The 26,022-nt window shown below is 41.2% G+C and carries 17 protein-coding genes; 8 read left to right on the top strand and 9 right to left on the bottom strand.

What is annotated here, in order from left to right; genetic code table 11:
- Positions 1–33 precede the first annotated feature (33 nt).
- Entirely contained in the window at positions 34–1,728 is a 1,695-nt protein-coding gene (locus tag RM552_RS06870) for a LysM peptidoglycan-binding domain-containing protein (RefSeq protein WP_311368027.1), read from the top strand.
- Between the two features lie 277 nt (positions 1,729–2,005).
- Positions 2,006–2,140, top strand: a complete 135-nt coding sequence (locus RM552_RS06875; protein ID WP_311368028.1) for a hypothetical protein — start codon at positions 2,006–2,008, stop codon at positions 2,138–2,140.
- Positions 2,141–2,163: 23 nt separating this feature from the next.
- Here the strand turns inward: RM552_RS06875 and RM552_RS06880 are convergent, their stop codons facing one another.
- The 4 genes from RM552_RS06880 to RM552_RS06895 all read right to left on the bottom strand — a co-directional run bounded on the left by RM552_RS06880 (position 2,164) and on the right by RM552_RS06895 (position 7,865).
- Positions 2,164–3,159: a branched-chain amino acid aminotransferase gene (locus tag RM552_RS06880; protein WP_311368029.1), complete on the bottom strand. Its 996-nt coding sequence runs from the start codon at positions 3,157–3,159 to the stop codon at positions 2,164–2,166.
- Positions 3,160–3,297: 138 nt separating this feature from the next.
- Complete coding sequence (locus tag RM552_RS06885) at positions 3,298–4,380, bottom strand: ACP S-malonyltransferase (RefSeq protein ID WP_311368030.1); 1,083 nt, start codon at positions 4,378–4,380, stop codon at positions 3,298–3,300.
- 37 nt (positions 4,381–4,417) lie between these two features.
- A complete protein-coding gene (locus RM552_RS06890; protein WP_311368031.1) occupies positions 4,418–6,658 on the bottom strand; it encodes a thiamine pyrophosphate-dependent enzyme in 2,241 nt (746 codons plus the stop codon).
- A gap of 10 nt (positions 6,659–6,668) precedes the next feature.
- The gene (locus RM552_RS06895; RefSeq protein WP_311368032.1) at positions 6,669–7,865 is read right to left on the bottom strand and encodes an acyl-CoA dehydrogenase; all 1,197 of its coding nucleotides are present in this window, start codon (positions 7,863–7,865) and stop codon (positions 6,669–6,671) included.
- A 228-nt stretch (positions 7,866–8,093) separates the two neighbouring features.
- Here RM552_RS06895 and RM552_RS06900 point away from each other — a divergent pair, with 228 nt between their 5' ends.
- On the top strand, positions 8,094–8,927 hold the full coding sequence (locus RM552_RS06900) for a LysR family transcriptional regulator (protein ID WP_311368033.1): 834 nt from the start codon (positions 8,094–8,096) through the stop codon (positions 8,925–8,927).
- 75 nt (positions 8,928–9,002) lie between these two features.
- On the opposite strand, the gene cysS is transcribed toward RM552_RS06900, so the two are convergent.
- Positions 9,003–10,388: a cysteine--tRNA ligase gene (gene cysS, locus RM552_RS06905; protein ID WP_311368034.1), complete on the bottom strand. Its 1,386-nt coding sequence runs from the start codon at positions 10,386–10,388 to the stop codon at positions 9,003–9,005.
- A 186-nt stretch (positions 10,389–10,574) separates the two neighbouring features.
- Between cysS and RM552_RS06910 the strand changes: the two genes are divergently transcribed.
- From RM552_RS06910 to RM552_RS06925, 4 genes are all read left to right on the top strand, one after another.
- Positions 10,575–11,072, top strand: coding sequence for a peptidylprolyl isomerase (locus tag RM552_RS06910; protein ID WP_311368035.1), 498 nt, complete (start codon positions 10,575–10,577; stop codon positions 11,070–11,072).
- A 13-nt stretch (positions 11,073–11,085) separates the two neighbouring features.
- Entirely contained in the window at positions 11,086–11,823 is a 738-nt protein-coding gene (locus RM552_RS06915; RefSeq protein ID WP_311368036.1) for a UDP-2,3-diacylglucosamine diphosphatase, read from the top strand.
- A 196-nt stretch (positions 11,824–12,019) separates the two neighbouring features.
- Positions 12,020–12,820 (top strand): hypothetical protein, encoded by an 801-nt coding sequence (locus RM552_RS06920; protein ID WP_311368037.1) that lies wholly within the window; start codon positions 12,020–12,022, stop codon positions 12,818–12,820.
- Between the two features lie 114 nt (positions 12,821–12,934).
- A complete protein-coding gene (locus tag RM552_RS06925; protein WP_311368038.1) occupies positions 12,935–13,888 on the top strand; it encodes an exopolyphosphatase in 954 nt (317 codons plus the stop codon).
- Between the two features lie 65 nt (positions 13,889–13,953).
- Here the strand turns inward: RM552_RS06925 and miaE are convergent, their stop codons facing one another.
- The 4 genes from miaE to RM552_RS06945 all read right to left on the bottom strand — a co-directional run bounded on the left by miaE (position 13,954) and on the right by RM552_RS06945 (position 22,399).
- On the bottom strand, positions 13,954–14,751 hold the full coding sequence (gene miaE / locus RM552_RS06930; protein ID WP_311368039.1) for a tRNA isopentenyl-2-thiomethyl-A-37 hydroxylase MiaE: 798 nt from the start codon (positions 14,749–14,751) through the stop codon (positions 13,954–13,956).
- 90 nt (positions 14,752–14,841) lie between these two features.
- Positions 14,842–17,928, bottom strand: coding sequence for an efflux RND transporter permease subunit (locus RM552_RS06935; RefSeq protein WP_311368040.1), 3,087 nt, complete (start codon positions 17,926–17,928; stop codon positions 14,842–14,844).
- Entirely contained in the window at positions 17,921–21,241 is a 3,321-nt protein-coding gene (locus RM552_RS06940) for an efflux RND transporter permease subunit (RefSeq protein WP_311368041.1), read from the bottom strand. Before RM552_RS06940 ends, RM552_RS06935 begins: the two co-directional genes overlap by 8 nt.
- A 30-nt stretch (positions 21,242–21,271) precedes the next feature.
- Positions 21,272–22,399, bottom strand: a complete 1,128-nt coding sequence (locus RM552_RS06945) for an efflux RND transporter periplasmic adaptor subunit (protein WP_311368042.1) — start codon at positions 22,397–22,399, stop codon at positions 21,272–21,274.
- Between the two features lie 339 nt (positions 22,400–22,738).
- Between RM552_RS06945 and RM552_RS06950 the strand changes: the two genes are divergently transcribed.
- Complete coding sequence (locus RM552_RS06950) at positions 22,739–26,020, top strand: S41 family peptidase (RefSeq protein ID WP_311368043.1); 3,282 nt, start codon at positions 22,739–22,741, stop codon at positions 26,018–26,020.
- Positions 26,021–26,022: the final 2 nt, after the last annotated feature.

Here is a 26,022-nt window from a genome sequence, read left to right on the forward strand (position 1 = left end):
CAGTACAAAGTCAAATTTTTGAAGTGGTTGAATATGAAGTACATAGCAATAATATCCATTAGCTTATTATTAAGCGCCTGTCAGTTTACCCAGCAATCTGCCGGCCCCGATTCGACAATACCGCAAACCAATCAAGTTGCTGAATCAACAGGTGTTAAAAATGATATTTTTGCCTGTGATGCTACAGACAACACTTCCAATGAAAACCAAACAACTTGCAGTGTAGAGCATTCACAGCCCCAAGAAGGCGTTGCCGCGCTGATTCATCCATTAAACGATATTGCCATTAGAATCCCGCTTGTCCCTGAAGCAAAAGTTGATGAAGAAGAGTCTGAAACTAACTTATGGCAACGAATATCTTCTCAGTTTACGTTTGACATTCCCGAAGCACAGCCGCGTTTAGATGCACAAAAAAAGTGGTTCTTACGACACCCTGCATATATGGGCCGCGTATCAAAACGTGCGAGCCCATTTTTGTATTACATCACAGAGCGCTTAGAACAAGAAAACATGCCGATGGAATTGGCTTTGTTGCCAATTGTAGAAAGCGCTTTTGACCCTTTTGCATACAGCCACGGCCGCGCCTCAGGAATGTGGCAATTTATACCCAGCACAGGCAAACGTTTTGGCATGAAGCAAACCTGGTGGTATGACGGTCGTAGAGACGTAATTGCGTCTACCGAGGGTGCTATAAAATACTTAAAATATTTACATAAGATGTTTGATGGTGATTGGCTGCACGCCCTCGCTGCCTATAATAGTGGCGAAGGTCGTGTAATGCGTGCGATCAGAAAGAATAAGAAAGCAGGTAAAGCTACCGATTTTTGGTCTTTAGCTTTACCTAAAGAAACCAGAGCCTACGTACCAAAACTACTGGCACTGAGTAAAATTCTAAGCGACAAAGAAAAATACAATTTTGCCTGGCCAATTATCCCTAATACACCGGTAGTCGAAATTGTTGATGTAGGTTCACAGATTGACTTAGCGCTCGCTGCCAAAATGGCAGGTTTGAGCATTGGTGAATTACAGGGGCTAAACCCAGGCTTTAATCGCTGGGCGACAGATCCTGATGGCCCCCACACTTTATTATTACCCCTTGATAAAACCGAAAACTTTAAACAAGTATTAGCAAAAACCTCTAGTAAAGATCGCTTGAACTGGGTACGTCATCAAGTTAAATCAGGCGATAGTTTGGGCGTAATAGCACAAAAATATTCAAGCAGTATAAAAGTAATACAGCAAGTTAATAATATGAAAGGTAATCGCATCATTATTGGCGATTATCTTTTAGTGCCTGTGTCGTTAAAACAACTAGATGAATACAGTTTGTCTGCTGACCAACGCTTGGCTAAAATACAGTCTATTGAGAGAGCTGAACATAAAATAGTGCATAAGGTAAGTACTGGCGATACTCTTTGGGACATCGCCATGGCGCACAAAGTTGGCGTGAGAGATTTAGCCAAATGGAATAAAATGGCACCGGGCGATACCTTAAAAATAGACGCCGACATTGTAGTATGGACAAACAACGTGCCGACTCCTAATGCAAATGCACCCATAGTACGTAACATTACTTACACAGTGCGTTCAGGTGATTCATTGGCCAGAATAGCGGGTAAGTTTAAAGTGAGTATTTCTGAAATTAAAAAATGGAATAAACTCAATAAAAACAAGTATTTGCAACCTGGTCAAAAGCTCCGCATTAAGGTAGATGTTACCGAAACCTAGTTCTCATTCGGGATTGTCGTGGTATTGGAGATCACCGCCTACGCGGTGATGACAGCTAGATGCGTGATGACAGGTTTATGGGAGATCACCGCCTGCGCGGTGATGTGTTCGGTTAAAAGTTTTACCTCAACAGTCATCTCAGCGGAAGCTGAGATCTCCTTAGACATCCTCTATCTATATGGGAACCAAAAGGTCGTAATAAGCAGATTCCTGCCTCCGCAGGAAAGACGATTCGCTTAACCTATCAGCATTACGCCTGCGCGGTGATGACAAGTTCATGGGAGATCACCGCCTGCGCAGTGATGACAGGTTTATGGGAGATCACCGCCTACGCGGTGATGACAGCTTGATGCGTGATGACAGCTTGATGCATGATGACAGTGACAGCTTGATGCGTGATGACCCACCTTAGTACCCAAGATTAAATGATGATGCCTATAAACGTGTTAGCCAATTATGTTTATCTTCGGCTGCGCCCCATTGAATATCGTTTAATGCTTTGCGTAATTTAACGGTAGTTGGTCCTGTTTCACCACTTCCTACAGCTATTTCTTCCTCACCAACAATAAGAGTGCCCACTGGCGTTAATACCGCTGCGGTGCCCGATAAGGCTGCTTCTGTACCTGGTTTAGCGGCACGCTCCAGTAATTCGTCTACCGACAACTCTCGTTCCGATACCGTCATGCCCATATCGGCTGCCAAGCTCAGTATAGAGGCACGAGTAACACCGTGTAAAAAGGTACTATCTAGGGCTTTGGTAATAATTTCATTGCCGTCGATAAGGATAAAATTAGCGGCCCCCGTCTCTTGCACGTCACCGTTTGGACAAAATAAAATTTGGTCGGCATTAGATTCAGCCTTTGCGGCTAGTATGGGGCCAAGTGCACTAGCATAATTACCCCCACTTTTTATCATGCCCATGTGTTCGGCACAGCGCATACCGTCATTTGCAAGCAATAACCTAAGAGGTTTGCCTCCGCCAGAAAAATAATCTCCAACAGGTGAAAGCAAAACGTATAAAAGAGAAGTCGCAGATGGTGCAGCCGCTTTACCAATAGACGCTTCTGTTCCAATGTGCGTGGGACGAATGTACATCGACCCTGGAGGCGCTGGCACGTCTTCTGCGTATTTTTTAACCACTGACTGGATCATGTCAGACAGTTGTTGTTCGTTTATTTCGGGCAAATTCAACAAACGGCTGCTTTGTGCCATACGCTTTATATTTTGGTCCATACGGAAGATATTGATACTGCCATCGTCATGCCTAAAAGCTTTTAAACCTTCAAAGCAAGTACTTGAATAATGCAGCACATGTGCGCCAGGATGCATAGCAATGCTGTTGGAGTCGACAAATGTTGCTTCACTCCAAACATTATTTTCAAATTTTGCTATTACCATTTCCGGCATAAATACCGTTCCAAAAGCAGCCATGACGATTATCTTCTCCAATTTAAGTTATCACCCAGATAAGGCGAGTAATGCCCCATGCATCTAAGGGTGCAAGTTTATGCTAAATGCGCCCTAAAACAAAAGAATTAGATGAATTATTTTGTTTGCGCTTATAAGGTTTTATTTAATGACTAACGCACGCTGCTCTGAATTTCCCATTGCCAGTAAAAAGGGATCTTGTTTTTGCCGTTTAGAAAAAGCTGATTTTGAGCTTATACCTTGCCATTTATGCTCAACTAAACACTGCCCAATTGCACCACCTAAGGTATTACCTGGTCCTAAAACAATCAGTTTGTCAGGCGAAAATTCTTTCAGAACCACTTCCACTGATCGACTAAAGTCATAATAATCATATACCTGATGACCTAAGGTATAATCATACAGAGCATCAGTGTCTGTGCTATAAGGTTGCCAAATATGCCCTCTTCCGTCGATGATTGGACATTGTGGTACCTTGAATAATGTTTGCGACAACTTGGCTTTTGCTTGTTTTGATATGCCTTGCAACAAAGGTGTATGAAAAGCCGCGTGATTAAACAATTTCATCGGATATCGTTGGTCTATTTTTGGCAGCAGCTTTTCTAGTTTTGCCAAGCCCTTTTTATTAGCCCCTAATACCCAATAACCGCCCAGCTTAATCGATAAATAAGCTTCACATTCAGGTATGTTACTCACCTCATCTAAAACATTTTGTAGCAAATCTATCTTATCGTTATCAATTTTCCAATTTTCATTAACGATGGGATAGATCAATTGTCCGGTGGTTTCAGACACACCGCCTTTCTCACTCACTAGACTTCCCATTGTATTGATCAGTTTAATGGCATTTTCAGCAGATAAAACCCCTGCTGCTGCAAGCGTGATATACCAGCCCATAGAATTACCAATCAGCGCCGAAACTTCGTATTTATCTTGGTCAATTGCGGCAAAATCAGCTATCGCACAAGCGTAAATTAATGCAGAGGCATTTTCACCCGCAGAGTGTTTTTTTAATTGATAGCTGGGTGCGCTGTCTAAGGCTTGGATACTGATTTGATTTTGCTCAGCACGATGAGCGTCAATGGTATCTAATATGTGTAGTTTATCAGAGTGATATTTACTGAAATAACCAAGTTCTTCCTTGTTATAGGTGCCTCGACCTGGGCAAATCACCACTACTTTTTGTTTGTTTTTTTGGACGCTACTTTCTATATTTTTCGTCATTATTTTATTTTCGTCTACTTAGTCGTATTAACCAAATTTATTCAAGCTCAACTAATACTTTGTCAATTATCTGCTCACAACTCGGTAAAACTTCATAGGCCGCTTTGCCCAAAGGAATAAAGCTGTCTTGAGCACAAATTCGGCTGAGCTTATGACCTTCAGTTTGCTCTTGCAATAAAGTAACAACAGCTTCGCTAATCGACGCTGTTTGACGGCATTCATCGACAATCAACACATTTACGGTGTTTTTCACAGCAGTTATTATGCCGATTTCGTCCAAAGGAGCTAACCACCGTAAATCAATTACTCTGATGTTAATACCTCTATCGCGCAAACGCGCTTGCGCCTGCATCGATAAATAATATCCATTGCCATAGGTAATGATACTGAGGGCTTCATTTTTGTCCTCACCTGCGTGACTAGCATGAATTGCTAACCCTTGTGCTTGTTTTTTATCTTGCTGTGCATTGGGCGCATGGTATTCATGAGTCCACAAACCGTCGCCCGCACTCAATAAATCCTTTTGCATATAAAGTGCTATAGGCTCTATAAATATAACCACTCGTGATTCTTCATTTGCTAATCTAACCGCCTCTCTTAATAATAAAACCGCATCTTTTGCGTTAGAAGGGCAAGCTATCACTAGTCCTGGAATATCCCTGAACACAGCAAACGAGTTGTCGTTATGGAAATGACCACCAAAGCCTTTTTGATAGGCAAGCCCTGCTATTCTTATCACCATTGGGTTTGTGTATTGACCGTTTGAGAAAAATGGTAATGTGGCTGCCTCGCCTCTTATTTGATCCTCAGCATTATGCACATACGCTAAAAACTGTATTTCGGGAATAGGCAAAAAATTGTTATGAGCTAAGCCAATTGACAAACCCAATATCGATTGTTCGTCTAATAGGGTATTAATCACTCGCTTGGAACCAAACTTGTCGATCAGTTTTGTCGTTACACTGTAAACGCCACCTTTTTTACCCACATCTTCGCCACATAAAATAATATTATTGTGCTGGGCCATTAGGTCTAAAAGTGTCCAATTTAACAGCTTTGCAAGATGCTGTTTTTTGCCAAGGTTATGTTTTTCGTGTTGAAACAATATGTCTCGTTGCGCTTTGCCAATTTGAGCTATTCTTGCTACTTTCTGTTTATTTTTTAGCACTTCCGTTGGCTTGGGCATAATACTTTGCATAATTGCTTTTGCGCTATCTAACTTGGGCTTGCTAATTACCTCTGCAGCAACTTGCTGAACACGCAGGTCAATACTTACATACAAATCACAAATAGCACCTGGCGCCATTAAACCTTGATCTATCAGCATACTAGCGGTGTGCAACAAAGGGTCGTTATTTTCAGTCTCTTCTATCGCTTCTTTTTTGCGATATGAGCTTTCAGTATCTGAGCCAGCATGCCCTAATAGACGAACCAAACGGACATGTAAGAACACCGGTTTTTGTTTTTCACGGGCAATCTTCTCTGCACGCTGAGAGGCAATGTAAGTATCAAGTATGTCGAGGCCATTACAACTTATATAAATTAACCCTGCCCTATGGGCAAAATTAGCGTGAATCCAACCAGAAGGAGTAGGTGTTGAAATACCAATACCATTGTCTTCGCAAATAAATACTAGCGGTAATCTAATATTTTGATATGCCGCCCACGCCGCCGCATTTATGGCACCTTGCGCGGTAGAGTGATTTGATGATGCATCACCAAAGTTACACACAACTACACCATCATTCGGTAGAGTCGATTCAACATTAAGATTTTTTGCCAATTGAATACTGAAGGCTGTCCCCACCGCTTTAGGCAGGTGGGAGGCGATAGTACTAGTTTGCGGAGGTACAAACAGTGTTTTACTCCCCAAGACTTTATGACGTCCTCCAGAAATAGGGTCGTCACTAGAAGCCGCAAACGACAGTAGCATATCGTAGATGGTAGTTTCACCGGGCACTTGCTTAGCTCGTTGAACAAAAAATGCGCCACTACGATAGTGCAAAAACGCCATATCAGTGTAACGAAAAGCCTTGCCATAAGCTGCGTTACCTTCGTGTCCAGCACTGCCTATAGTATAAAAGCTTTGCCCTTGCTTTTGCATGACTCGTGAGTGCAAGTCAAGATGCCGACTGATCACTTGTGATTCAAATAAGTCGATGCATTCTTGTTTACTCAAAGCAGCATCTTCGTGATGCCACTGAGAGGATGGCGGTAAATCGCCATTTTTGACGCGCGCAATAATGTGTTGTTTTACGTGTGAATTGCGGTCTGACATTGGCAACCTTTTAGAAAGTTTGAAACGCTTGAATACCCGTTTGCGCGCGACCCAAAATTAAAGCATGAATATCATGTGTGCCTTCGTAAGTGTTAACCGCTTCTAAATTCATTACATGTCTAATTACGTGATACTCGTCAGCAATGCCGTTACCACCATGCATGTCTCTAGCTACTCGCGCAATATCAAGCGCTTTTCCGCATGAGTTTCTTTTTAACAATGAAATAGCTTCTACGGGTAAGGCGTTTTGGTCTAACAATCGCCCTGCTTGCAAACAACCCAACAAACCTATGCTAATTTCGGTTTGCATGTCAGCAAGTTTCTTTTGCACTAATTGTGTAGCCGCTAGTGGTTTGCCAAATTGTTCTCGATCTAAAGTATATTGCCTTGCCGCATGCCAACAAAACTCTGCTGCTCCCAATGCCCCCCAAGAAATACCATAGCGAGCCTTATTTAAGCAACCAAACGGCCCTTTTAGTCCAGAAACGTTTGGCAATAATTGCTCATCTGACACAAACACATCATCCATCACAATTTCACCGGTAATTGACGCACGTAACGAAAACTTACCTTCAATCTTGGGTGCTGATAGCCCTTCCATGCCTTTTTCTAAAATGAAACCTCGTATAACACCATCTAATTTGGCCCACACAATGAATACATCTGCAATGGGTGAATTCGTGATCCACATTTTTGCGCCTTTAATGACGTAGCCGCCTTCAGTTTTGCGTGCTGTCGTGCGCATACCAGCAGGGTCAGAACCTGCATCTGGTTCAGTTAAACCAAAACACCCAACAAGCTCACCGGTCGCTAGCTTGGGTAAATAACGCATACGTTGATCTTCTGAACCGTATGCATGGATAGGATGCATAACAAGCGAAGACTGAACACTCATTGCACTTCGGTAACCACTATCAACACGTTCTACCTCACGTGCAATTAGCCCATAACACACATGACTCACATTCGCACAACCGTATTTTTCGGGCAAAGTAGCACCTAGCAAACCAAGCTCACCAAACTCTCGCATAATATTCGCGTCAAAATGTTCGTGTCTATTCGCTTCTAAAACACGAGTCATTAATTTTTCTTGGCAATATTGATGCGCGGAATCGCGTATCATGCGTTCATCTTCGTTTAACATGCTGTCTAAATTAAGCGGGTCTTGCCAATTAAACGCTGTCTTCTTTGGCTTTGCATCGGTCATTTTTGTTTCCTAAATCTTCTAAATATGCACGTATCAATTACGATGAAGTGCTTAATAATGTCGTGTATAGCAGGTCACTAAGTATACAAGCTTGCAAGAAAACATTGAATAGAGCCTGTGTTTACTACGATTTATTGCATAGAATATGAGTAGACTAGCCCTAGGTAAAATATAGTTTTCCTTTATTAGCTATAGATTTTACCTATATCTTTTATTATTATGCTAGGCATGGATCTGAAAGCCTTAAAATATTTTGCAGCGGTATATGAAAACGGCAGTTTTAGCGCGGCTGCAGCCCAGTGCTTTGTAGCCCAACCGTCTGTGTCGGCGGCCATTTCTCAACTAGAATCGCAATTAAATTGTAAGTTGTTCGTGCGCCATGCTAGAGGTGTAAAGTCAACTGCACAAGGCGACACACTATATCAGCATGCAGTAACGCTACTAGGCCAAGCAAAGGCAATTAGTGGTCTATTCAATGAAAAAAGCCAGAATCAAGCTTTTAGCCTCGGGCTAATACGCTCTTTAGGGGTAGACAGAATGAGTCGCTTATTGAAGGACTTTGCTATTGCAGTACCTCAGTTAGAGCTTAGTCTTGTTTCACCTGAAGACAACGCCGATGCGCGAATAATCAATAAGCGTCTACTTAAAGACAATGAGACCTTTGTGCCCATATGGCAAGATGATTATGCACTTGCGGTACCAATTTCTCATGCTTTAGCACTTAAACCTTATATTACCCTCGATGATTTAGAAGCACTGGCACTCATAGAACGTTCTCCTTGCAGCGCATGGAGTCTATTGGTCAAATACCTCAATCAACAAAAGATTAAACCGCGCACAGTGGCGCACATTCAAACCATAGAGTACGCAATAGGATTAGTAAGAGCAGAAGTAGGTTGTGCAATATTGCCAAATATTGAGCAAATTAATCAGTATGAAGACGTGGTCTTCAAACCGATCGCATCGTTTGCACTGAAACGTGAAATTGGTCTCGCTTACTTTGACAACAACACTAATAACACAACCTTGCAGCAACTTATAAATGTATGCCAATCAAGATAAACTTTTATAGTGGTACTTTTTCTATGCAAATTCACCTAGGCTATTTTATCTGTGCTGGCACACAGCATCGGTGGCCTAAGCCTTGCGCCATTTAGTGCCATCTTTGCTTTCTTCAAGCACAATTCCTAAGGCGGTCAATTCATCTCTAACGGCATCAGCGCTTGCCCAGTCTTTTGCTTCTCGCGCTGCAATACGCTTTGCAATTAAGTTTTCGACTTTTTGGCTTAATCCTTCGTCAGCAGCGCTTTGGCCCTGCAAAAATACCTCTGGATCATTTTGCAACACACCCAAAATACCACCAAGCTTAGTTAAAATACCTGCTAAGTCTTTTGCTTTTTGACTGTTTTTGTCCTGCTTATTCAAATCTTTTGCTACATCAAACAATACCGAGAACGCAATCGGCATATTGAAGTCGTCATTCATGGCCTTTTCAAATTTCGCTAAGTAAGCATCTTTCGATAAATCGACATCAAGATTAGCCTCAACTGAACGCAGGGCCGTATATAATCGCTCTAAGCCCCCTCTTGCTTGATCAATATTATCTTGTGAATAACTCAGTTGACTACGGTAATGTGCCGACATTAAAAAGAAACGGAGAGTTTCACGATCATGTTTAGCAAGCACGTCTCTTAAGGTAAAAAAGTTACCTAAAGATTTAGACATTTTTTCGTTGTCGACCTGCACCATGCCTGTGTGCATCCAAGTATTTACATAAGGTGTATCAAACGCACAGCACGACTGAGCCACCTCGTTTTCATGATGTGGGAAAATTAAATCAGAACCGCCACCATGAATATCAAAATGTTTACCAAGATGTTTATGATTCATTGCCGAACACTCAATGTGCCAACCTGGACGACCCTCACCCCAAGGAGACGCCCAACTAAGCTCGCCCTCTTTTGCCATTTTCCAAAGTACAAAATCCAGCGGGTCTTGTTTATCGTCTGAGGTTTTAACTCGGATACCAGACACTAATTGACTTAAATCTTGCTTACTTAGCTTGCCATATTCGTTAAACGCGTCAACTTTGAATAAGACATCACCTGAAGGTGCTTGATAGGCATAATTTTTTTCAATCAACTTTGCTATGACGTCAATAATTTCAACAATATGAGTGGTCACTCGTGGCTCAATATCTGGTTCGAGCATATTCAAAGCCGCAAAATCTTCGTGCATCATTTTAATTGTGCGCTCGGTAAGTTGTGCCGGGCTTTCGTTGTTTTCTTGTGCTCGCTGAATTATTTTGTCGTCTACATCAGTAATATTGCGCACGTACTTCACTTCATAACCTAAGTGACGTAAATACCTAACAACAGTATCAAAACTCAAATAAGTACGAGCATGCCCCATGTGACACACGTCATAAACCGTTATTCCACAGACATACATGCCTACTTTTCCCTCTTTAAGGGGAACAAAAGCTTGTTTTTTTCGGGTTAACGTGTCAAAAATCTGAAGCATTGCTGTTGGTCACTCATGGTTTGTATGGTTACGCACATAAAAGCGCGGTAAAAAAGTGTGGCAAATTCTAGCATCAAGGTAGCTATGTAGGCTACCATTAACAAACAATTATGGACGGCCTGTTAATGTTGGGCTGTCAAAACAAAAACAAAGCGCATTATTTTAAATAGGAAAAGGTTAAAACGCATGGTCATTTTTAAAACGAATTTTGGTGAAATTAAAATTAAATTGTATACGGAAGAAGCACCAAAAACCGTCGAGAATTTTTTAAGATATGTAAGCGAAGGTTTTTACGATAACACTATTTTTCACCGTGTTATTAGTAACTTCATGATCCAGGGGGGCGGTTTTGAACCGGGCATGTCACAAAAATCTACTCATGAACCTATCGAAAACGAAGCTGATAACGGTTTGAGTAATAAAACAGGCACTTTGGCAATGGCAAGAACTAACGACCCACATTCAGCTACATGCCAATTTTTCATCAACGTTAAAGATAATAATTTCCTTGATTTCACAGCCGCCAATGCTCATGGTTTTGGCTATTGTGTATTTGCAGAAGTGGTTGAAGGATTAGATGTCGTTGAAGCGATAAAAGGCGTAAGTACAGGCAACTCTGGAATGCATCAAGATGTACCAGTAGAAGATGTGGTAATTGAATCGGCAGTAGTCGTCGAAGAATAAGTCAACAACTTTAATGCCACATACGCTGTTTATTTCTGACTTACATTTAAGCGCTGAGCGACCCGACATTGCTCAGTGCTTTTTTACCTTTATGCAGAATGAAGCGCCTTTGGCTGAAAGTTTGTACATTTTGGGTGATTTATTTGAATATTGGATAGGTGACGACGACAAAACACCGTTCAGTGAATCTATTGCGCAGAGTATTTCAAGAGTCGCCGAAACGACACCTGTATTTTTTATCCATGGCAACCGTGATTTTGCTATACGCGATAGCTTTGCTAAAAGATGCAATATGACATTGTTACCGGAACAATTTGTGATAGACCTGTATGGTCGTCGAACCCTCTTGTCCCATGGTGACGAGCTTTGCACCAGAGACTTGGCCTACATGAAGTTTAGGAAAAAATCTCGTGGATGGTGGTGGCCGAGGCTTATGTTAGCTCTCCCTCTGAAAGTGCGTAAATATCTCGCCCAAAAAGGACGCAAGGTTAGTCAAAATAATCAATTACACCTGACTGAAGAAATAATGGATGTCACACCAAGCGAAGTCGTGAAAGCGATGGAACATCATAATGCCGAATTGTTTATTCATGGTCATACACACCGGCCAAACACTCATGAATTGCGCATAAATAACAAAGAAGTTAAACGAATTGTGTTAGGCGATTGGTATTCTCAAGGAAGTGTATTGAGAGCTTGCTCTCGCAAAATGAGTCTTGAAAAGAGAGAATTTGATAGCAAACTAGACTAAATAGTTATTTAAATTTCAGTTAATTTCAGATAAATTCCGCTAAATAAATAAATATGTTTAAAAATTACTCTAAATAATGAATAATCAACAACATAAACACAATAATAAGATTAAAAAGGGTCCAGATTTGTTCAATAGAAGTAAGAAATATATTTTTCTATTAATTGTCAATATAATTGTATTGATCGCTTTTTATATGACCTACAAAGTCGAAAACAAAGACCCTTTCGACACTGAATACGTTGTTGGTCTGCTTGAAAAGGAAAGAAAACTAGTCAATTCGATTAAAGACTTTGAAGCCAAGCTTGAAGACTCTGGTAAGCTTCTAAATCTTAGTCAAATTGAGCTTGAGCAAACCCAAGCCCTCATCACTAGAAGCGAACAAAAATTTAGAACCTGTGAAGCAGAAAAAGTAGGCATTCTAGACAACGCTAAACGCAGTTTACAAAAAGTACAAACCGAAAGTAGCACAGAATGCAGCTCGCAGACTCTAGACTTAGCAGTAGCAAACGATCGCATCACCTCTCTAGAAAAAACATTAGCGAAAGAGAGACGAGACCTTTCAGATATTCAAGAAGAATTAATTGCAACCACGCAATTACTAACGCAAGCACAAAACAGCGAAAATAAGGAGCTTGTTGAGCTGAAAGCTCTAGTTAACAAGCTCAATCGAGCGGTCAACGAGCCGATTGCAATCGACAAACACTATCTTACCGCAAGGTACTGCAATAAACCTAAATTTGATGGTCTCATTTGCGTGCAAGAATTCTTAGTAAGACCAACCTTTACAAAAACGCCTATCACTAAGGTAGTGCTCAAAATATTAAACAGCGAAGGTAGTACGGTAGCAAGCGGCGAATTCACATCAAATCAAAGTCAACTTTTCAGATTATCGATGGGTCGAGGTAAAGAACTTGCAAGTGGCAACTACGTTGTAATTTATGAAGTAGATAACCAGCTACTGCGCAGCGATGGCGTGATGTTGAACCAAGAATAAAACAATAATACATTATGCCATGTCGCACTCGCGTATATGTGTTTATACCCACTTTACTCAGTAAAAATTGCATCATAGTTGTACTATGTTGTTTGAGTAAATTGGAGATTCATCTTGGGAAGTTTAGCGGCCTCGGCAGAACATAAATACAGATTAGTTACCCGCAGTGATTTCGACGGGCTTGTATGCGCAGTTTTATTGAAAGAGCTTGATTTAATTGACGAAATTAAATTTGTACATCCAAAAGACATGCAAGACGGTATTATCGATATTACTGATAACGATATAACCACCAACCTGCCTTACGTTGACGGATGTTATTTGGCGTTTGACCACCATTTAAGCGAAATTTCCAGAAGCGGACACAAACCTCAGCTTAACCATATCATTGACCCTAAAGCCCCATCGGCGGCACGCGTGGTATACGATTATTATGGCGGCAAAGAGTTTTTCCCTGCTGCCTGGGACGATATGATGACGGCTGTTGATAAGGCAGACGCAGCACAGTTTAGTAAAGAAGAAATACTCCATCCCGAAGATTGGGTCTTACTAAATTATTTAATGGACAGCCGCACAGGACTAGGTCGTTTTAGAGAATTTAGAATTTCAAATTATCAGTTGATGATGGAGCTTATTGACTACTGTCGTAACCATACCATTGATCAAATTATTGCATTACCTGATGTGCAAGAGCGAGTAAATTTGTATTTCGACCAAGCCGAAAAATTCACTCAACAAGTCAAAGATTGTGCAACAGTGCACAACAACTTAGTTGTATTAGATTTACGCGACCAAGACGTCATATATGCCGGCAATCGTTTTATGATTTACGCATTGTTTCCACAATGCAATATTTCAATTCATCAAATGTGGGGATTTAAAAAGCAAAACACTGTGTTTGCTATTGGTAAATCAATCCTTGATAGAAGTTCAAAAACAAATGTTGGAGAGTTATGCCTAGAGTTTGGCGGAGGTGGTCACATGGCTGCTGGCACCTGTCAAGTCAAAAACAATACCTGTGACGAGGTCAAAGAAAAGCTTGTTTCAAGAATTACCGCTGACGGTTAAGACGTCTTAGCGTTAATTGACATAATACTTCAATCTAATAATTGAGCGGCGTTTTAAGCGACTTTTTAAGCGACAAAAACGCCGTGTTTAAGTGCTGACTTTTCGATATTGATCTCTGACATAGGCCCAGAGTGAAATTTAAAGTCTGTATCTAACTTTTGAATTAACTCGGCCTCATGCTTTCCAAAAAATTCAACACGTTCAATAATGTCTTCACCGCTTATTAGTTTAGCCAAACTTAAGTAGTCTTTAAAATGACGAGCCTCTGAGCGCAACAAAGAAACATAAAACAGCGACAGCTCCTTATCTAAGTGTGGTGCTAATTTAGCAAAACGTTCGCACGACCTTGCTTCAATATAAGCGCCACAGATTAAGGTATCGATTAACTTAGCGGGCTCATGAGTTCTAACATGTTTCATTAAACCCTTGGCATATCGAGACGCCTTATGGTTGTCATAAGCAATATCACGTGCTTGCAATATTTCGAGGACTTGTTGAAAATGATGCAACTCTTCTTTAATTAACAAAACCATTTTGTCGATTAATGCGTCGCCATGCTCAAAATTTGATTTGCTTATTAGTCTTTTGGATAAATTAACATGCTCCGAAAAGTCGCCGTCACCTATTTGCCGATACACAAAATCTTCAAAAGGTTTTAGCCACGCCAATAACACTTCGCTACTTTGTTGGTCAACCGCATAACGGCGTAACAATAACATAGCGGTTTGTGCAGCTTTTAATTCACAATTTGCATGATCAACCAATAGCGTCGACAGATTTTCTGCTTTAATTGCTTCATCTATCCACACTTGCGGCGTTGGACACAACAAAAATTCATTAATAGGTTGTAGTAAATCTTTCACGGTTTTGCTAACTTATTTTGAGGTATTCATATAATACCTTGTTCACGATAGATTTAACACCAGTGACTAATAGGCTTTATCTTGTAAACCCTATGTCTGCGCACTTATCACACGCGATACCATGCCTTTACCATCTGCAATCATTTCGCGCGTGTTTCGGCGGAGTTTCAGCAACAATAAATAGCTCAACGGGACCAAGAACAAACTTGTCATGGTACTAAATATCAAACCACCAATAATCGCAATTGCCATGGGTGCATAAGGAGGGCCGTCACCACCAATACTTACATCGCCCAATGCCAAAGGCAGCAGACCCAATACCGTTGTGGAAACTGTCATTAAAATGGGTCTGACCCTTGTTAAGCAGCCTTCAACTATCGCATCTGGAACACTCATACCAGTATTGGCCAATTGATTGATTCGGTCCACCAAAACAATGCCATTGTTAACGACTATGCCCATTAATATAAGCATTCCTATCATCCCCATCACGGTCATTGGGTTACCAGTCACTAAAAATGCCCAAAATATACCTGTAAATGAAAATATCAAGGACGTTAATACCGCGGTTGGCAATAGCAATGATTCAAACAATGCGGCCATTACAATATAAATCATAATTAAGGCTAAAATCATATTGGTCATCATAATCGACTCGTCTTCGTCTTGACGCTGGAAACCACCTTGCAGTGACCACGAGTAGCCATTGGGTAACTCAATATTTTGCATAACATTTTCTATGCGTTCTTTGGCTTCATCAATGGTTAAATCATCTTCTAAATTTGCGCCAATGCCTAACGATGTTTGCCTCGCATTACGTCTAATTTGTGACATTCTAGGTAAAATACTAAGGTCTGCTACCATATCTAAAGTAACGTTTTGTTCTTCGTTCCTAAACACAGTCAAATTACGTAAACTGTCAATCGAGTCTTGCAAAGACTGGTCATAGAGCAAACGAATATCAATTTCGCCATCTATGTCGTTGCGGAATGTACGCAAGTTTGTACCGCGCAATGCTGTAGCAACAACATTCGCAATCTCGTTGGTATTTAGCCCAAACCTAAATGCCTTTTCACGATCAATCCGTAATTGTAATTCGTATTTTTGACCTTCAATGTCTGTTTTTACGTCAGCAAAGCCCTCTATACTGGCTAGCACAGGCACAAGTTGGTCGGCAATCTCTATTAAATTTTCCGATGCAGGGCCAAATAAAGAAATACGCACACCGCCATCTTCTCCTTGGTCCCACTGAAACGAAGGCTTGGCTCTGGCGAATAGGGGGAAACCTTCGGTAATTTGTTGCTTAAGATCGGCAATGGGCATTGGCAGTTCGTCGTTAAGCGTAATGCCCGAGACCGCAAAACCTGCAGTAAAGTATGTGTAGACTTGTTTTATATGAAAACGCTCTTGGTTTGCATATAAATAATCTTCCATTTTGTTAACCGTTTTTTCTACTTCATCTAGGTTATAGTTACCTTGAATATCGTAATTTAACCACACTCGACCCTGATTTCCATTGTTATCTTGGTCACTTTTTAGATTATTCATTGGAATAACAGTGCTGATAAGAATAACCACAGCAATCAATGCCGTTTTACCCTGGTTGGCGATTGTCCAGCGCAACACACCTGTATATTTTTGACTCAACTTACCCGCTTTCCCAGTCTTAGCCGCAGACTGACTTTTGGGTTTTATTTTTAACTTTGTACTCAATAAAGGAATTAAGGTTTGCGCCAGCAACAACGAAGCAAACAATGAGATACAAATGGAAATCGCAACGTGCTCTAAAAAGACAGTTAGTTCTTCTTTCACACCTACGATATTGGGTAAAAAAACAATAGCGGTTGTCAAAGTACCAGCAATAACCGCAAGACTTACCAAGCCAACCCCTTTTTTGGTAGCTTTTATCACATCGTCGGTTTTTTCGCGTTCCTGAAAAATGCTTTCTGTCACTACTACCGCATTATCAACCAACATACCTACTGCTAACATTAAGCCCATTAACGACAATATATTTAAGGTATAACCCATAAAATACATACAGGCTAAGGTAATACATATGGCAAAAGGTACCGACAATACAACAAGCAATGTGGTGGCAATATTGCGTAAAAATAAATACAACACAATAATCGACAAAGCTGCGCCTATTAGGCCCGAGTTAATTAAGTCTTGTAACGAGGTACTCACACTTGTGGCTTCATCCTGCATAATAAAAACATTAATGCCATTAAATGCACTATTAGTTTTCGCTCTTTCTATTTCATCCAAAACGGCTTCAGAGACGTCAACTAAATTTGCACCCGACTCCCTGAAGATATTCAGTCCAATCGCGTGGGTTTTATCGAGATGCCGCCCTTCTTGTGCCTCTGGTGTTTCAAAGTTTATCTCAGCGATATCACTCAAACGGACATTTCGGGTAATTTGTAAATTGGCAATATCATCTTTACTACGAAATTCTCCGGCAGGATTTACAGTGATTTTCTGGCCTAAGTCAAAAAACTGGCCTGCTGTCATCGAAAAATTTGCTTGTCTTAAAGTGTTAACGAGTTGGTTAGTATCAACATGCAACGCGGCAACTTTATCGGGGTCAAGACGAATAGATATTTGCTTTTTTTGCACCCCATAAAGCTCTACTCTTGATACCCCTTGCAAACGTTCAATGGGCATTTTTAAGTTGCGATCTAATAATTCGTAGGCATTTGAAATGTCACGGTCACTCGACAGTCTCAACTGGAAAACGGGCAAGTCGGCTAGATTAAACTTAAAGACCATGATCCGTTCAACATCGTCAGGCAACAAATGTCTAATAGCATCGATTTTTTCGCGGGCTTCAATGCTTTTTGCTTTTATATTTTCTTCCCATGCAAACTGCAACTGAATTTCAGCATTGTTTTCGTTTGATACGGAGCGTAAGCGCTTAATTCCAGCCATTGTTGCCAAGGCTTCCTCAACCGGTTTAGTGATCATTTTTTCAACTTCAGCCGGTGTCGCATCTTGATACGGAATTTGAATAAACAATTGAGGAAAATCTATCCCTGGAAACTTTTCTAAGGGCAACAAACGACTGGCGCCAATGCCCATCATCAACATAGTAAAAAATATCATTGAAATTGTAACTGGGCGTCTTAATGCAAAAGACGCCAAGGATGCACCAGCAGCAGCGAACTTATCCATAAACCTGCTCCTCAGTAGCTTGCTCATCAGCTTTTGACACTACTTTATCGAAACGTTTTACATCAAATAAGCTGTATAACACCGGGATTAAGAACAAGGTTAACAACGACGCAAACAACAAACCAAAGATCACGGTTACTGCCATAGGTGTGCGTATTTCAGCACCATCGCCTAAGCCAATAGCCATGGGTAACAAGCCAAGCACAGTGGTCGCCGTGGTCATTAAAATTGGGCGTAAACGGCTTTGAGCAGCTTCTATAATCGCTTGTGCTTTGTCGGTACCGCTTGCGCGTATTTGGTTTATGCGATCTATCAATACAATTGCGTTATTAACTACAATACCGGCGAGCATTATCAAACCAATAAATACAACAACGCTTATATTGGTACCTGTAGCGTATAAACCATATATTGAACCCGCGCAGGCCATAGGCACGGTAAATAGAATTAATAAAGGATGCAACAGCGACTCAAACTGAGATGCCATGACCAAATACACCATAAATACCGCTAAACCCAAAGCTAAATACAAAGAGTTAAAGCTTGCTTCCATTTCTTCACTTTGGCCTGCTACTTTCGCAGATAAGTTAATCGGCAATTTAATGTCGTCAATTGCTTGTTGTGCAAGCGTAGTCGCCGTGCCTAAATCACCATATGCAAGGTTTGCGGTGATTAGCACAACCCGCTGTTGTCCAACACGACTTATTTCACTTGGCCCTACCGACATTTCAACATCAGCAACTGCCGACAATGGAATAGAAGGTGACTGCCCGGGATTAACTATTAACTGCGAAATATCAGCAACAGAATCACGTTGCTCAGACTGACTACGTACCAATATGTCTATTTTTTGATCGTTAATACTGAATTGAGTAGCCACTTCGCCACCCACTTTAGCGGATATTAGCTGAGAAATTTCAGGTGCATTTAAGCCCAATTGTGCCAGTTTAGAATGGTTAAATAGCACTTTTAACTCAGGGCTACCCGTTTGTAATGAGCTTTTAACATCAGCAAAACGATTGTTATTTTCTAATTCGGCTACCAGTGCATCACCATATAACTTAAGAGTGTCTAAGTTGTAGCCCGATACTTGTATCTCTAACGGGGTAGAAAAACTAAATAATTCCGGACGCGCGAACTTACTTTCAACGCCGGCTTGTTGCGACAAATATTCTCGCATTGCCTGCATCACTTCTTGTTCTTGTTGCTCGGTACTTCCGTCTTTAAGCACTACATTAAGTTTTCCCCAATGATCACCGCCTTGTGCAGGAGAAGCATTCATTAAGCTGCCAGTTCCCGACAAAGAGTAGGTTCTTTCAACATTTGGTAAATCACGGGTAAACGTAGACAATTGACTGATAACGGCGTCGGTATTTTCTAAACGAGACCCAGTAGCAAGATTAAGCTCTACACTAAATTCACCTTGTGACAACGAAGGTATTAATTCAATACCCAAGCGAGGTATAAGCATTACACTCAACACCGACACTGACAGTATCACTCCTACAACCATCACTCTTGCTTTCATGGCCCAATTAAGTGCTTTGAAATAAGCGGCTGATGTTACCCCATAGAACTTATCGAAAACCCACAATACAGGTTTGAAAATATAGCCTAAAATGAGCGCTAAGCCTCTGAAAGTGCTGACTAACATACCTGTAATGACAAGTGGAATAAAATAGAAGATGGTTTTAAACAGATATCTGAATGGGAGCTTAAAGTAATAAAACGCGAGTTTGAAAGCACCTTTTTTTGGCTTACTAACAGTGGAGCGAGGGCCTAAATCAAGCGCATCACTTGTTGTATCATCTTGATCTGTTTTTTCTCTCGCCGCAAGCATTGGGATTAAGGTTAAAGCCACTAATAAGGAAGCAGCAAGTGCAAACGTCACTGTTAACGCTTGGTCACCAAACAACTGCCCTGCGATACCATCTACAAACACTAATGGGAAAAACACGGCCATGGTCGTTAAAGTAGACGCAACAATAGCCATAGAAACTTCTGACGTGCCAATAACAGCGGCTTTTCGCTTATCTGCATTTTGCTTTTTATGACGGTCTATGTTTTCTAATACAACAATGCTGTTGTCGACTAATAAACCTATGGCCAACGCGATACCGCCCAAGCTCATTATGTTCAAGCTGATATCGTAAGTATTCATTAAGTTGAAGGTTGCAATAATTGATACTGGAATTGAGATAGAAATGATTAGCGTGGGCCATATGTTTTTTAAGAAAAAATACAAAACAAACATGGCTAAAATTCCGCCAACAATGGCTGCAGACTTAACTTGGTCAATTGCACTACTAATAAATTGCGACTGGTCGTAAACCTGCTGCAATGAATATGTCTTTGGCATTTCGTTTTTAATTTTTTGCAAACGGTTAACCACCGCTTCGGCAACTTTTACAGTATTGGCATCACCTTCTTTATAAATGGCAATTTCTATACCTTCAAGGCTATCAAACCGGGTAATAGAATTCCTTTCTTTATATGCACTATTCACTTGGGCAATATCACTTAAGCGAATATTGCGCCCTTCTCTGGTCGCCACATATAAGTTGCGCATATCGTTTAATGATTCAAATTGATTGATGGTTCTTACCAAGTATTCTTGGGAACCATCTTCAACCCGGCCACCTGCCGTATTAACATTTTCATCTTTTAAACGTTGAATAATTTCTGCTAACGAAATATTTAACTGACTCGCGGTAGATTGATTAACCAACACATGCACTTCGTTTTCCAAGCCACCGCCAATTCTTACCGATGCTACACCTTCAACCGACTCAAGCTTGCGTTTAATCTGTTCTTCAGCATAGGTACGCACTTGTTTCATGGTTTGAATGTCCATGATGTCGGCACCCTCAGTTTCGCTTGTATTGAGACCTAAACCATAACGCATGACAGGATCTAAACTTGGGTTAAATTTAAGTAGCAAGGGGCGTTTAACATCTAAAGGCAAAAACAATACATCTAGCTTTTCGCGCACTTCAATGCTTGCTAGGTCCATGTCGGTGCCCCACTCAAACTCAAGCACTACATCTGACTGCTCAGCTTTTGAGGCCGACACCAGTTTGCGCACGCCTTTTACCACACCAACGGCTTCTTCAATAGGTGTGGTGACTAGTTGTTCAATTTCTCCAGGGGCTGCACCCACATAATCGGTACGAATAGTTAAGGTGGGATATGACAGTTCGGGTAGTAAGTTGATAGACAAACGGGTTAGCGATACCACACCAAATAAGATTATCGCTAAAGTAAACATCCACACAGTAACCGGGCGGTTTACCGCCACATTTATTAAATTCATGAGAAGCCTCTTGTTAGCTGTTTGCGATGATTAGCTGTTTACAATAGATACAATGGCGTTGTCTTTCAGGTTTTGCTGCCCTGTCACAACCACTTGTTCACTGCCGGTCAAACCTTCAAGGACTTCTACAAACTTACCCTCTTGGTAACCCACGGTAATTGCTACTTTTTTAGCATTGCCTTCATCATCTATAACAAATACGTTAATTTTGTCATCGACAGTAAGCATTGCTTTGCGGGGTAATAGAGTTGCATTTTGCTTGGTATCGTAATTTAAGCTAACTTGCGAAAACATGCCGGCTTTTAACTGGTTGTTTTCATTTGGCACTCGTAAAGTCACTTTAAATGTGCCTGTTGTGGCATTAATAACGGGGCTTATACGCTCAACAAAAGCGTTAACCATTTGTCCATTTAGGGCGCCTATAGATAAGCTTGCTTTTTGTTCTTTGTGAACACGCGATAACTCACGTTCAGGCAAATGCACAATGCCGTAAAGCTGTTTTTGTTGGACTATGTGGAACATACGTTCGCGTTGAAAAGACTCAGTCAGGTTACCCACTTTTGCATTGCGTTCAGCAATATAACCGCTAATAGGCGCAACTATTGTCGCTTCTTTAAGGTCTAATTCAGCGATTGCTAAAACCGCTTTTGCAGATTCGTACTGGGCAGTAATTTTGTCGTAAGTGTCGTCACTGACTAATTTTTTGCTATACACTTTATTAATTTTTGCTAGCTCTTTCTCAATGCCTTGTAAATCTGCTTTAGCACGGCGTAGACTTAACTCGTAACGCTCTGGCTCCAAAGTAGCTAACACTTGGCCTTTTTCAACATAATCACCTTCTTCCACCATAATTTCTTGAATAATGCCCGATGCACGTGCAACTACAAAGGCTTCTTCTTTAGCTTCCAATACAGCGGTAGTCATATAGTTAGATGAAATATCTCCGGTTTCGACAGTTTCTACCTCTACCGGAATCGGGATCACTTTAACTTCTTCTTGCACGACTTCTTCGCTAGTGGCTTCAGCCCCTGCTTGACCACAGCCACTAAGAAGCGCTGCGCTGGCCAGCAAGCCGGCCACACAAAATACGCGGGCATGTGAAGAAAAATCGGTAAATAAGGCTAGACGTTTTGTTGAATTTGATTCTAAAGCATTCATAAGAGTTTCCAAGTGCGATTGTTTTATTATTAGCTATCGATACTTTTGACTTTTGCATTGATTGTGCCAAATTTAATTTCCATTAATATCAACAACTTAAATTTCAACTTTAAGTGGCCGTGCAGTTTTCACCAACAATTTTCGTCAATTTCGCTATTTGTTGGTCTCTTTATAAAACTTAGAAAAAAACAATTTTTGTTACAGTTTTTATCTGTATGTACACCGCATAAAACACGCCTTTTCTTGACTAAATAAGCCAATGGTTTATGTTGAGTCCACACGAGGTGAATCAATCGCCTCTCGAACTATTAAAATAACAAACACCATCCAAGGAATGTTATGAAGCTCACATCTCCAATTGCTTTTTTACTGCTTAGCGTATTTTTTATTCAAAGCACGCCAGCAGCAGCCCAAGTAAATCCTGAATGGGTCCGCTACCCTGCTATTTCACCCGACGGCTCTACAATTGCGTTTACTTATAAAGGCGACCTCTACAAAGTGTCATCGCAGGGCGGACAAGCGACTCGCCTGACATTTCATAAGGCGCATGATTACAAAGCAGTTTGGAGTCATGATGGTAAATACATTGCCTTTGCATCCGACCGTCATGGTAATTTTGATGTATATAAAATGGATGCTCTTGGTGGCAGTGCTACTCGTCTAACTTTTCATTCCGGAAACGAAGAACCTTACACTTTTACAAAAGACGATAGTGCAATATTGTTCAAAGCCCAACGCATGGATTTAGTCACTCATCGCCAACATCCAACAGGCAGCCAAGCCGAACTGTATAGTGTGCCGGTAACAGGTGGTATGGTTGATCAAGTGTTTACTGTGCCAGCTGAAGATGTGCAAATAAGTGCCGATGGCAGTCAACTTGTCTATCACGACAACAAGGGTTTTGAAAACCCTTGGCGCAAGCATCATCGCTCAGCTATTGCCCGCGATTTATGGACCTACGATTTTGATTCTGGAAAACATAAAAAGCTGACCAAATTTGCAGGTGAAGACCGCAATCCTGTTTATTCACAAGACGGTAAAAATATTTACTATTTGAGCGAAAGAAGTGGCTCTTTTAATGTGCATAGCCTAAAACTTTCTCGTCCTTCTTCAGACAAGCAGTTAACTGAGTTTAATACTCACCCTGTTCGTTTTTTATCGCGAGGTGGTGACACTTTAGCCTTTAGTTATCATGGCCACTTGTACACAATGATAAATGGCCAAGCTCCACAAAAAGTCGCCATTAGCATTCGCACTCAAGACATTGACAATAATATCGCCATGGAAAGCGTGAATGGCGACATTAGCGAAATGGCTGTATCTCCTGATGGTAAAGAAATTGCGTTTATCGCCCATGGAGAAGTATTTGTTAGCGCACAAGATGGCTCCTTTACTAAACAGATAACAAATACCCCTTCGCAAGAAGCCTATGTTAGCTTTTCACCAGAAGGCGACTATTTGTTATATGCCGCTGAGCGTGACAACAAGTGGAGTATTTTTAAAGCATCAAAAGTGAGAGAGCAAGAACCCTTCTTTTATGCCGCGACGCTGATACAAGAAAGTGCTTATGTGAGCAACGACAAAGACAATTATTTGCCCAAAATATCACCCGATGGCAAAAAGCTCGCCTTTATAGAAGACCGTCGCACTTTAAAAGTGATGGATATAGACGGCACTAATAGTGTGGAGCTTATTCCAGCCAAAGACACGATCCACATGCGCGACGGCGACCAAACCTTTAGCTGGAGCCCAGACAGTCAGTGGTTATTATTCAATTATGACAAACTGCTCAATAATAGCGACGTTGCATTAGTAAAAGCCGATGGCAGCGAAAAAATGAAAATTATTGTGCCCAGCGGCTATTACGACAGTGAACCTAAATGGGCCAACGATGGCAAGCAAATTATTTGGTTTAGTAATCGTCAAGGCCTTAAAAGTTATGCTACCAGCGGCCGCTCGCAATACGATGTATATACCTTATTTTTTAACCAAGAAGATTGGGACGAATATCGTTTGGACGAGGACGAGTTTGCCCTAATGCAAGCAATTGAAGAAGCTAATGAAGACGAATCTGACGCCAAGAAAGAAGACGATGATGAAGGTAGTGATGGCGACAGTACCAGTGAGGATGGCAAAGACGATGGCAAAGACGAAGACGAGGCTGTTGAAGCACTTAGTATTGAGTGGGACGGCTTAGACGAACGCATAGCACGCCTTACTATTCATTCATCTAATTTGCGCGACGCTGTGCTAAATAAAGAAGCCGATACACTTTACTATTTGTCGCGTTTTGAAGATGATTTTGACCTTTGGACTACCGATTTACGCACTAAAGAAACTAAAAAAGCGATTAGTTTAGGGAGCAGAGGTGGCAGCTTAATGTGGGATACAGACATGGAAAATTTGTATTTGTTAAGCGGTGGTCGTATCAATAAACTGGATATCGACGGCGGTAAACAAAAATCAGTCAGCATTAATGAAAAAGTCGAAATCGACATGACCGCATTGCAATTACATTCCTTTGACCACGTTTGGTTACGTACCAGCAAAATATTTTACGAACCTACTTTCCATGGTATCGATTGGGTGCGAATGCGCGAGGAATACAGACCAAAAGTAGCGCACGTCAGTAATGGCTATGAATTTACAGAGTTATTAAGCGAAATGCTAGGTGAACTAAACGTTTCTCATGCTGGTGCGCGTTTTAGGGTACAAGCCGATATTGCAGATAGTACTGCCTCCTTAGGGGTGTTCTACGATTATAACTTCAGCGATGGTATAAAAATTACTGAAGTCATCAACGGCGGTCCATTAGATAAAGCCAAGTTCTCGGTTGAGGCTGGCATGATCATTACGAGTATTGACGGCGTGGCCATAAATGCCAATCTGGACTGGGCAAAATTACTTAACAGAAAAGCCGGTAAATTTACTTTGTTAGGCATTAAAAACCCAGTGTCGGGCGAAATAAAACAAATCACCATGCAACCCATTTCTCTGAGGGAACAGAGCGCCTTGTTGTATGAGCGTTATGTGAAAATAAACGAAGACGAAGTACTCAAATTGAGTAAAGGACAGCTCGGATATGTGCATATTCCTGGCATGGGTGACGGCCCTTATCGCAGTATTTACAACGATATGATGGGTCGTTTTTACGATAAAAAAGCCATGGTGGTTGATACACGTTTTAATGGCGGTGGTGATTTAGTTGCAGACCTTGCTACTTTCTTCACTGGCGAAGCATTCTTAACATACGCTATTGAAGGCAAAGTAGTGGGCGGAGAACCTACCTCTCGCTATACCAAGCCCGTTATCACCTTGTTTAATGAATCGATGTATAGTGACGGCCATTGTTACGCTAGCGGATTTACTGATCTTAAATTGGGCAAATCTGTCGGTATGCCAGTCCCCGGTACTTGCAGTTTTGCTGGCTGGGAACGCTTACCCATGGGTGGTTCATGGGGTGTTGTGCCAGTAAGTGCCAAAAACAAAGCTGGAGAATGGCTAGAGAACAACCAAACCGAGCCTGACATTCTGATTAGAAACGAGCCCGGCGTGATTGACTTTGGTACCGACCAGCAGCTAGAGCGAGCAGTAAAAGAGTTACTTAAAGAAGTAAGATAGTG

Origin of the sequence: Glaciecola petra (assembly GCF_031846345.1) — a bacterium.
GTDB lineage: Bacteria > Pseudomonadota > Gammaproteobacteria > Enterobacterales > Alteromonadaceae > Glaciecola > Glaciecola petra.

Bases quoted from the DNA above. Each gene is read 5' to 3' on its own strand.
- RM552_RS06870 (WP_311368027.1), top strand. From the start codon at position 34: ATGAAGTACATAGCAATAATATCCATTAGCTTATTATTAAGCGCCTGT.
- RM552_RS06875 (WP_311368028.1), top strand. From the start codon at position 2,006: ATGGGAGATCACCGCCTGCGCAGTGATGACAGGTTTATGGGAGATCAC.
- RM552_RS06880 (WP_311368029.1), bottom strand. From the start codon at position 3,159: ATGGCTGCTTTTGGAACGGTATTTATGCCGGAAATGGTAATAGCAAAA.
- RM552_RS06885 (WP_311368030.1), bottom strand. From the start codon at position 4,380: ATGACGAAAAATATAGAAAGTAGCGTCCAAAAAAACAAACAAAAAGTA.
- RM552_RS06890 (WP_311368031.1), bottom strand. From the start codon at position 6,658: ATGTCAGACCGCAATTCACACGTAAAACAACACATTATTGCGCGCGTC.
- RM552_RS06895 (WP_311368032.1), bottom strand. From the start codon at position 7,865: ATGACCGATGCAAAGCCAAAGAAGACAGCGTTTAATTGGCAAGACCCG.
- RM552_RS06900 (WP_311368033.1), top strand. From the start codon at position 8,094: ATGGATCTGAAAGCCTTAAAATATTTTGCAGCGGTATATGAAAACGGC.
- cysS (WP_311368034.1), bottom strand. From the start codon at position 10,388: ATGCTTCAGATTTTTGACACGTTAACCCGAAAAAAACAAGCTTTTGTT.
- RM552_RS06910 (WP_311368035.1), top strand. From the start codon at position 10,575: ATGGTCATTTTTAAAACGAATTTTGGTGAAATTAAAATTAAATTGTAT.
- RM552_RS06915 (WP_311368036.1), top strand. From the start codon at position 11,086: ATGCCACATACGCTGTTTATTTCTGACTTACATTTAAGCGCTGAGCGA.
- RM552_RS06920 (WP_311368037.1), top strand. From the start codon at position 12,020: ATGACCTACAAAGTCGAAAACAAAGACCCTTTCGACACTGAATACGTT.
- RM552_RS06935 (WP_311368040.1), bottom strand. From the start codon at position 17,928: ATGGATAAGTTCGCTGCTGCTGGTGCATCCTTGGCGTCTTTTGCATTA.
- RM552_RS06940 (WP_311368041.1), bottom strand. From the start codon at position 21,241: ATGAATTTAATAAATGTGGCGGTAAACCGCCCGGTTACTGTGTGGATG.
- RM552_RS06945 (WP_311368042.1), bottom strand. From the start codon at position 22,399: ATGAATGCTTTAGAATCAAATTCAACAAAACGTCTAGCCTTATTTACC.
- RM552_RS06950 (WP_311368043.1), top strand. From the start codon at position 22,739: ATGAAGCTCACATCTCCAATTGCTTTTTTACTGCTTAGCGTATTTTTT.